Source organism: Nocardia niigatensis NBRC 100131, from assembly GCF_000308655.1.
In the GTDB taxonomy this organism is placed as follows: domain Bacteria; phylum Actinomycetota; class Actinomycetes; order Mycobacteriales; family Mycobacteriaceae; genus Nocardia; species Nocardia niigatensis.
Genome location: NZ_BAGC01000068.1, coordinates 42,711 through 51,873, shown reverse-complemented (window position 1 = coordinate 51,873; position 9,163 = coordinate 42,711). Strand labels below are relative to the sequence as shown.

The 9,163-nt window shown below is 71.7% G+C and carries 5 protein-coding genes; 3 read left to right on the top strand and 2 right to left on the bottom strand.

The features are described 5' to 3' along the window. The coding region (locus ON33_RS38690; protein ID WP_157184780.1) for an Hsp70 family protein at positions 1 to 1,526 on the bottom strand (1,526 nt) is incomplete at its 3' end. Between the two features lie 312 nt (positions 1,527 to 1,838). Between ON33_RS38690 and ON33_RS29250 the strand changes: the two genes are divergently transcribed. The 3 genes from ON33_RS29250 to ON33_RS29240 all read left to right on the top strand — a co-directional run bounded on the left by ON33_RS29250 (position 1,839) and on the right by ON33_RS29240 (position 7,943). Then, positions 1,839 to 3,827, top strand: a complete 1,989-nt coding sequence (locus tag ON33_RS29250) for an IniB N-terminal domain-containing protein (protein ID WP_040862339.1) — start codon at positions 1,839 to 1,841, stop codon at positions 3,825 to 3,827. A 94-nt stretch (positions 3,828 to 3,921) separates the two neighbouring features. Then, positions 3,922 to 5,778, top strand: a complete 1,857-nt coding sequence (locus tag ON33_RS29245; protein ID WP_051153025.1) for a dynamin family protein — start codon at positions 3,922 to 3,924, stop codon at positions 5,776 to 5,778. Positions 5,779 to 6,341: 563 nt separating this feature from the next. Beyond that, entirely contained in the window at positions 6,342 to 7,943 is a 1,602-nt protein-coding gene (locus ON33_RS29240) for a dynamin family protein (RefSeq protein WP_051153023.1), read from the top strand. Here the strand turns inward: ON33_RS29240 and ON33_RS29235 are convergent. Further along, positions 7,940 to 9,103 carry a zinc-binding dehydrogenase gene (locus tag ON33_RS29235; protein WP_040862338.1) on the bottom strand — a complete coding sequence of 388 codons (1,164 nt, stop codon included), beginning with the start codon at positions 9,101 to 9,103 and terminating at the stop codon, positions 7,940 to 7,942. The genes ON33_RS29240 and ON33_RS29235 overlap by 4 nt on opposite strands. Between the last annotated feature and the right edge of the window lie 60 nt (positions 9,104 to 9,163).

Here is a 9,163-nt window from a genome sequence, read left to right as displayed (position 1 = left end):
CCGGGCTTGGCCGCGCCCGGCTGCGTCCCGGGCTTGGTGCCCGCGGCCGGGCTGCCGGCCGCCGGAGCCGGGGCGCCGGAGGTGGTGGCCTCACCGGCCGGCGCGGGCGACTCGAGCGCCACGGCGGAGGTCGTGGGGGATTGCGTGCCCGCGGGATTCGCGGGGGTGGACTGTCCCCCGGTGCCCATGGCCAGGGTCCCGGTCGCGACGGCCGCCACCGCGACCGCGGCCGCGCCGATCACCGCGAGGCGCTTCCAGTGCCGGAAGCCGCTCGCGGGTTCCTCGACGGGAAGATCGGGCAAGAGCGGAATGGGCCGGGCCGCAGGGGATTCCGCGTGTGGCTCGGTGATGTCGCCGGCGGTCCGGGCGAAATCGCCGGTCGCGCCCGGTGATTCGGTACCGGTGGGCTCGCCCGGCGCGCTGCCCCGGGTCGGCGGGGAGAAGCCCGTCGAGCCGCGTCCCGGGGCGAGTGCCGTGCCGCTGTCGGCCTCGGCCAGGCCCAGGCCGGCCACCGCGATCGCGGGATGCGCCTCGGTCTCGGTGGTGTCGGCGAGCAGGTCGGCGGCCAGCAGGGCGGCGCCCTGCGCGCTGAGGTGGGCCGGGTCGGCGGCGGCCGCGACCGGGATGCCGAATTCGGTGGACAGCAGTTCGGTTACCAGGGGGATGCCGGCGCCGCCGCCGGTGACCAGGAAACCGTCCAGATCGGCGGCGGTGAGCCCGGCCCGGCGCAGCGCCTCGCGGACCAGATCGGTCGAGCCGAGGAGCGGACCCCGCAGCAGTTCCTCGATATCGTCGCGAACAAGTCGCACGTCCATCTCGCCCATGGCGGGCAAACGCACCGGAACCATGGTGGCGGTATTTGTGGAAAGAGTTTCTTTCGCAATTTTGCAGCGAACTCGGAGCGCCGCCAATTCTTGTTCCACCAATGGATCGAAAGGATCGAAATCCTTATCGCCGACCGCATGGGCGAGCACGAAACGCATCGTCAGCAAATCGAATTCCGAACCCGCCACCTCGGTGGTCCGGACCGGTTCGCCGAGCAGACCCGACATGGCCCCCGTGCGCGCCACCGAAACCGTCAGACCGGTCGCGCCCAGGTCGTACACCACCATCGCGCCGTCATGGCTGGACTCGTGCACCTCCTGCAGCCAGCGCATGGCCGCCGTCGGCTCCGGGACCAGGGCCACCGCGTCCAGGCCCGCCGCGTCCAGCGCGGACCGCTGCACCTCGACGGTGTGCTGCGACCACCAGGCCGGGTAGCAGGCGATCGTGGCCCCGGCCGGGCCGTTGTCGTCCACCGCGCGCCCGATGGCCGCTGCCACCAGGTCCGCGGCCCGGACGGCCGATCCGTCCCGGGTGCGAATGTCCACCGGATCCCCCACCCGGGACAGAAAACTGTCCGGAACCTCCGGCTGCGCGCCCTGCATGCTGGGCCGCGTATGTACTGTGTGCTGTCCCCCCGAAGTCGTCACGGCAACCGTATTCGACGACCCGACGGTGATGCCGAGCGCCAGCCCCTGACTCATTCGAAGTCCCCTGTCATTACCCAACACGTGATCGGTGGATCGCGTGCCGAAAGCTCTTCGGTCCGATATGTACGAAAACCTCGGGTTAGGCCGGGTGGCCCACCCGCCTTGTCGGTAGCTGGGGGGATCCCGTTACCGATTCCCCCGCAGGTTTGGGGAAATTCCCCTAATGTTCGCCGGCCCCCGTAGGTGGTGATGGCGGAAGGTGGGGGAGTTCACCCCGTTACGCGTAACAAACTGCCTTCCTAACGTGAAAGGAAATTCGAGCAGCGCGGGTCAGCGGGGCCCGCCCACCCAGGGAGACGATTCGATATGAGCCCCAACGCAATTCTCGAGTTCATCCTCAACCTGCTGCGCGACCACGAAGCCGCGGTCAGCTATTGCAGCAATCCGGGCGGGGCGCTGGCCGCCGCCGGACTCGACAACGTGACCCCCGAGGACATCGCCGCCGTGGCGCCCATGGTGGCCGAGTCCGCGCTGGTTGCGGGAGGTTCGCAGCTGTCCGACATCATCGCCGCGGGCGGGGCGGCCGGCCTGGGCGCCGACACCGGGCTGGGCGGCTCCGCCGGGCTGGGAGCCGACACCGGACTCGGCGCCGGGGTCAACGGCGGCGTGGGCGGGTCGGCGAGCATCGGCGACACCGCGAGTGTGAACCTCGGCACCGCCGCCGCCACCCAGGCGCTCCTGACCGGCGACACCGGCGCGGGGCTCGAGCTGGGACTGTCCGATGGCATCGGCGCGGTCGTCGGCGCGGCCACCGACCTCGGTGCGGGCCTGTCCGCCGGACTCGGCGGCGCGCTCGGCGTCGCCGGTGACGCCGCCACCGGCCTGGAGACCGGCCTCGGCGGAGTTCTCGGCGCGCAGGCCGCCGCCGACCTGACCTCTGCCCTCACCGGCGGCCTCGACGCCGGCGTCGGTCTCCAGACCGGCGTCCAGGGCGCTCTCGACACCGTCGCCCAGACCGGCGTGGATCTCACCACCGGCCTGAGCGGCGCCCTCTCCACCGCCGGCGACATCGAAACCGGCCTCGGCGCGAACCTTTCCGCCGCCGTCAACGCCGCCACCGGCGTGGGCGCGGGCCTCCAGACGGGCCTGACCGGCGCGCTGGACTCGGCCGCGGGTGTCGGTGCCGGCCTGACCGGCGCGCTGAACTCCGCCGCCGGTGTGGGCGTGGGTGTGCAGACCGGCCTGACCGGGGCTCTCGACTCCGCTCTCGGCGCGGGCGCCGGGGTGCAGACGGGTCTCAATGGCGCGGTGAACACGGCCGGTGACCTCGGAACCGGTCTCGGCGCGGGCCTTTCCACCGGCGTCGACAGCGCACTCGACGCGGGTCTGGGCGTGCAGACCGGACTCAACGGCGCGGCGAACGCCGGCGCGCAGCTCGGAAGCGGCCTGGAGACCGGGCTCTCCGGGGCCGCGGACACCGTGGTCGGTGTCGGCAGCCAGCTCGGCGGCGACCTGAACAGCGGACTCTCGGGCGGTCTGAACACCGGCGCCCAGGTCGGCACGGGCCTCGACGCCGGAATCAACACCCTGCGCGGCGCCGGTACCCAGGCAGGTGCGGGTCTGCAGACCGGTCTCGACGGCGCCGCGAATGTCGGTGCGGGCCTGGGCACGCAGGTCAGCGGTGGCTTGGAGACCGGGCTGTCCGGCGCTGCCAATGTGGGCACCGGTTTGGGCGCGCAGGTCGGAAGTGGTTTGGAGACAGGCATTTCCGGCGTGGGTGGCGTGACCAACCAGCTGGGCGCAGGGCTCGACGCCGGAGCGCACACCGGAGCGGACCTGGGTGCCCGGGTAGGTAGCGGGCTCGATGCGGGAATCAACTCGGCGGTGGGGGCCGGGACTCAGGTCGGGGCCGGTCTGGAGACCGGGCTCGGTGGGGCGGCGAATGCGGGGACGGGTGTCGGCACGCAGGTCGGTACCGGGCTGGATGCGGGGGTGCATTCGGCGCTCGGTGCGGGGACTCAGGTCGGTGCGGGTGTGGACACCGGACTGACCGGGGTGGGGAACGCGGTGGCCGGGGTAGGCACCGGGCTGGATGCCGGGGTGGGGACACATGCCGGTGGTGGCGTGCAGGTGGGGAGCGGGCTGGATGCCGGGGTGCACGGTGGGTCCGCGGTGGATGCCGGGTTGCACGGCGCCGGGTCGAATCCGTGGGCGGGGGTGGATGTTTCGCAGGCGTTCGGCGGCGGGGTGCACGCGCCCGGAGCGGATGCGTCGCTGTTCGGGGATTCGCACACCGGGGTGGATCTCGGGACGCACTCGGGCGGGGACATCGTCGGCGACATGCTGCACTCGTAGGCTGGGGAGTCGCTCATCGCGGTTCGCCGCGGTGGGCGGCGACCTGTCGGAACACACACCGCTGGAATAGGTTCGGGAGCAGGCTGTGACGGGCATGGTGGCGGCGAATCCGCTGTTGACGATGGTGTCGGAGACCATCGCGGTGGCGAAGGCGGCGGACCGCGGGGATCTGGTCGCGCGGCTGGAGACGGTCGCGGGCAAGGTGCGCGATCCCCGTCGCCGGATCGTGGTGGCCGGGCTGGGCAATCAGGGCAAGAGCCGGTTCGTCAACGCGCTGATCAATATGGATGTGTGCCCGGTCGCCGATGATGCGACCACGGCGGTGACCACGGTCCTGTCGTACGGCGAGCAGCCGCGGGCGACCGTGGTCGCGGCGGGCGCCGACGGCGGTGCGAACACCCGGGAGCCGGTGCCGTTCGATGCGGTCCCCGCCCTCACCGCGCGCAGTCCGCAGGGCCGGGCCGTGCTGCGGCTCGAGCTCGAGGCCCCGAGCCGGCTGCTGGCGGACGGCATCGTGGTGGTGGATACGCCCGGACTGGGTGCGCACGGAACCACCGGTGCGGCAAGCGTTCTCGCGCAGGCCCCGGCCGCGGACGCGGTGCTGGTGCTGTCCGACGCCTCCACCGAGCTCACCGAGACCGAGGTGGATTTCCTGCGGCAGGTGCGGGAGCTGTGCCCGGCGGCCGCGGTGCTGGTCACCAAGATCGACCTGTATCCGCATTGGCGGCAGGTGTTCGAGGCGAACCGGAAGCACTTGCGCGCCAACGGTATCGAGATACCGATGCTGCCGGTATCGGCGGTGCTGCGCGCGCACGCCATGCGCCTGCAGGACGAGGGCCTGGGCCGCGAGTCCGGGTTCGGACTGGTGTTCCAGTTCCTGCGCGAGCAGGTGGTGGCCCGGGATCAGGCGGCCGTGCAGCGTGCGGTCGCGCTCGATATCTCCTCTGCCGCCGAGCATCTGGCGCTGGCTCTGGGCAGTGAGCTGGTCGCGCTGCGCGATCCGGAGCGGGGCGCGGCGGCCATCCGGGAGCTGCACGCCGCCAAGGCCGAGGCGGAGAAGCTGCATCGGCACACCGCGGCCTGGCAGCAGACGCTGGGCGACGGCATCACCGATCTGGCGGGGGACATCGACCACGATCTGCGCAACCGCCTGCGCGATATCGCCCGCACCGCCGAGGACTGGATCGACCAGCACGATCCCGGCCGGCACTGGGACAGTATGGAGGAATGGCTCACGGCCACCGTGGGTTCCGCGGTCGGCGACAACCTGGTGTGGACCGGCACGCGCGCGGTGAAGCTGGCCGAGCGGGTCGCCACCCATTTCGACGATCTGGGCGCGGTGGATCTGCCCGAGGTGCGCGACACCCTCGACGACGACACCCGCAGCCAGTCCTGCACCCTCTCCGATCTGGAACCGGATCTGGGCCTGGGGCACAAGCTGCTGGTGGGGGTGCGCGGCTCGTATGGCGGTGTGGTGATGGCGGGCATGGTGGGGACCATGGCCGGGCTGGCCCTGATCAATCCGCTCTCGCTGGGTGCGGGGGTGCTGCTGGGCGGCAAGGCTTTCAGCGATGACAAGAAGGCGCGCCTGGCCAAGCGCCGCGCCGACGCGAAGATGGCGGTGCGCCGCTACCTCGACGACATCGCCTTCCACACCGGCAAGGAGACCAAGGACCGCCTGCACCGCATCCACCGCCTGCTGCGCGACCACTTCACGGCCATCGCCGACCGCACCCTCCGGTCCATCGACGAATCGCTGCGCGCGGCTCAGGAGGCCGCCAACCTGGAGGCCGCCCGCCGTGCCGAGCGCGCCACCGAACTCGAACGCCGCCTGCGTGTGGTGGCCGAACTCCGCCGCCACGCCGGCGCCCTCCTCGGACCGGAAACCCCGGCCGCCCAGCCGCAACTCCCGCCCACCACGCAGCCTCAGCTCCCGCCCGTGTCGTATTGAGCGGGTGGTTCGGCTCATTGAAGGCCGACCTGTTGTGGTGGTGAGGTCGGGCCCGTTCGTGGCGTATTGAGCGGGTGGTTCGGCTCATTGAAGGCCGACCTGTTGTGGTGGTGAGGTCGGGCCCGCCCCCGGCGTATCGAGCGGGTGGTCCGACCCATCGAAGGCCGCGACCGTTGCGGTGGTGAGGTCGGACGTCGCTGCCGGGGCGGGCGCTTCGGCTCGTAGTGGTCGCAACAGGGGGCTGGCCAGTCGCAGGCGAACCGCGGACCGACTCCTACGGCGCAGGAAACCTGAACTGCGGTTGTGGGGTCGCAGCGGCCGATTCGAAGGGTCCCGGACCGGGGCGGCCCGGGGGCGGGACACGGCACACCGGGGCGGAGTCGGGGTATTCGATTCGGACCGGGCAAGATCAGGGGCGAGGCGGCCCGATCGGCGTGCGGTGAGCTGTCTCTCGGAACTGGGAATCGGCTGTGAGAGCTGGGCGGTTCTGATAACGATTCGGCGTGGCGGGGCGAATGCCTTGCGATGCGTGGAGGTGCGGTGTGCTTCGGAATCGGGGGCCTATGAGGGACGACGCGAGCGGTGTCGGGTATGGGCTGGTGCCGGAGACGCGTGGGCTGGTGGCGGCGGCGCGACGGGCGCTGGGCGAGCGGCCGCGGGTGCGCGGTCAGCTGGACGAGTGCGCGCGGCGCCTGGACGAGCCATTGCGGGTGGCATTGGCGGGCCAGCTCAAGGCCGGCAAGTCGACGCTGTTGAACGCGCTGGTCGGGCAGGATATCGCGCCCACCGACGCGACCGAGTGCACGCGGCTGGTCACCTGGTACCGCAACGGGACCGCGCCGCGGGTGACCGCGTTCGCTCCGGACGGGGCGCGTGCCGACGTGGTGGTGCGGCGCGGCCGTGGGGCCGAGGGGCTGCCGGGCGCGCACGGGCTCACCTTCGATCTGTCGGCGCTGCGCTGGAATGCCCCCACCCCGCGGGAGGTGGACCATCTGGCGGTGGAGTGGCCGTCGGCCGAGCTGGCACAGACCACCATCATCGATACGCCCGGCATCTCGTCGCTCTCGCGAGAGGTGTCGGCGCGCACGTCGCGGCTGCTCACACCCGGCGGCCCGGGCCCGGCGCTGCCGCCCGCCGATGCGGTGCTCTATCTGCTGCGCCGTCTCGACGCCGCCGATGTGGACTTCCTGGAGCGGATCGGCGCGGGCCCGAGCACGGGTGCCGTTGCGCCACAGTCTTTCTCGGGCCCGCTGGGCGTGGTCGGCGTGGTGTCGCGGGCCGATGAGATCGGCGCCGGGCGCATCGACGCCCTGCACTCGGCCCGTGATGTGGCCGCCCGTTTCGCGACCGAGCTGGAGCGAACCGGCCTGTGCCAGTCCGTGATTCCGGTGGCGGGCCTGCTCGCTTTCGCCGCCGCCACGCTGCGCCAGCGGGAGTACGACGCCTTCGAGGCACTGGCCGGCGTCCCGGTGGACGAGCTGACCGCGGCCCTGCTGTCGGCCGACCGCTTCGCCCATCCGGATCTGCCGTTGCCGGTCCCGGCCGAGCTGCGCGCCCATCTGACGGCCCGGTTCGGTTTGTTCGGTATCCGCTTGGCCGTCACCCTGATCCGGCTCGGCGTCCGCGGCTCGCAGGCCTTGGCCGCCGAATTGTCGGACCGCAGTGGCCTGGACGAACTCCGCACCGTACTCGATGTTCAATTCGCCCAGCGCGCCGATGAGTTGAAGGCCCACTCGGCCCTCACGGCCCTGGCCCGCATCCTGGTCGCCAACCCCGGTTCGGCGGCCGACGCCCTGCTGCCGCGGGTCCGTACCCTGCTCGCCGATGTGCACGGCTTCGCCGAACTTCGCCTGCTGGCGCACCTACGTTCCGATGAATTGCCGCTGCCCCCGGACGATCTGGCCGAACTGAACCGTCTCGTCGGCGGCACCGGCGTGGCCCCCACTCTGCGCCTCGGTCTGCCCGCCCACACCGATCTCGCCACCCAGCGGGACGCGGCCCTGGCCGCCGTCCAGAAGTGGCGTTCCCGGGCCCGGCATCCGCTGGCCGATCAGTTCACCGCGAACGCCTGCCTGACCGCGGCCCGCAGCGCGGAAGGTCTCCTGGACGTCCTCCACGAGCCGCCGACCACGCCTTTCCCGGCGCTGCGACGGCCTGGCCGCTAGCCTGGCGTCCGGGCGTCGCTGCGCGGGTCGATGAGGATCTTGGCGTGCTGGTCGGGTGAGGCCAGCGTGGTGAAGGCCGCGTCGATGCCGTCGAGGCCGACAGTCCCGGTGATCAACGGGCTGGGATCCACCTTGCCCTCGGCGATCATGTGCAGGGTGTCGCGGAATTCGCCCGGGTCGTACCCGAGCACGAACCGCAGCTCGATCTCCTTGTTGATGGCGGTGGCGGGATGGAAGGCGTCCTGCTGCATGCACACGCCGACGACCACCACACGGGTCAATGGTGGTGCGCCGGTGAGGATCTGGTCGATGATGCCGGGCACGCCGACGCATTCGAAGACGACGGGCCCCGACGGGCCGCGGTCCAGGGTGTGCGCGGCGCGGAACAGGTACCACCACGGGATGCCGGGAATCCGCCGCAGCTTCTCCATGGCGTCGAAGCCCAGATTGAGGATGTCGGAGGCCCCGGTGATGCGCGGCTTCTTCGGCGTTGCCTCCCACGGTGATTCGACAGTGGGATCGACCACCACGTCGGCCCCGCACCGGCTCGCCAGTTCGCGGCGGCGCGGTGAGAAGTCGCTGGCGACCACGGTGCGCACGCCTGCCGCCTTCAGCATGGAGATGACGGCCAAGCCGATGGGACCGCAGCCGATGACGAAGGCGTTCTGCCCCTTGGTGATCCGGCTCCGGCGGACCGCGTGCCAGCCGACCGCCATCGGTTCGGTCAGGGCGGCGTGGTCGGGGGACAGGCCGTTGGGGACCGGGAAGGTCATGGGTTCCTGCACCAGCACCTGTTCGGCGTAGCCGCCGGGCGCGTTGGCGGACAGTCCGGTGAGTTCGGGCTGCCGGCCGGTGCGCAGGATGGGCAGCGCCACCACGGGGGTGCCGGGTTTCCAGCGGCGGCGGGTGCCGGGGCCGTATTCGGCGATCTCGCCGGTGAATTCGTGTCCCATGACGACCCGCTGGTCGGAGCGCATGAAGTGGTCGTAGCCGGTGGCGGCGGCCAGGTCGGCGAGTTCGTCGCAGTGCAGGCGGGCGTGCAGGTCGGAGCCGCAGATGCCGCACCGGGTGACGGACAGCAGTACCTGTCCGGGTCCTGGTTCCGGGGTGGGCAGGTCCTCGACCCGGAATTCGCCCTTGCTGACCACGGTCGCGCGCATGCCTGACTCCTGTCGAAAGACGGTGATGTCTGGATTCTTCACCGCGACGGGCCGCGGGTC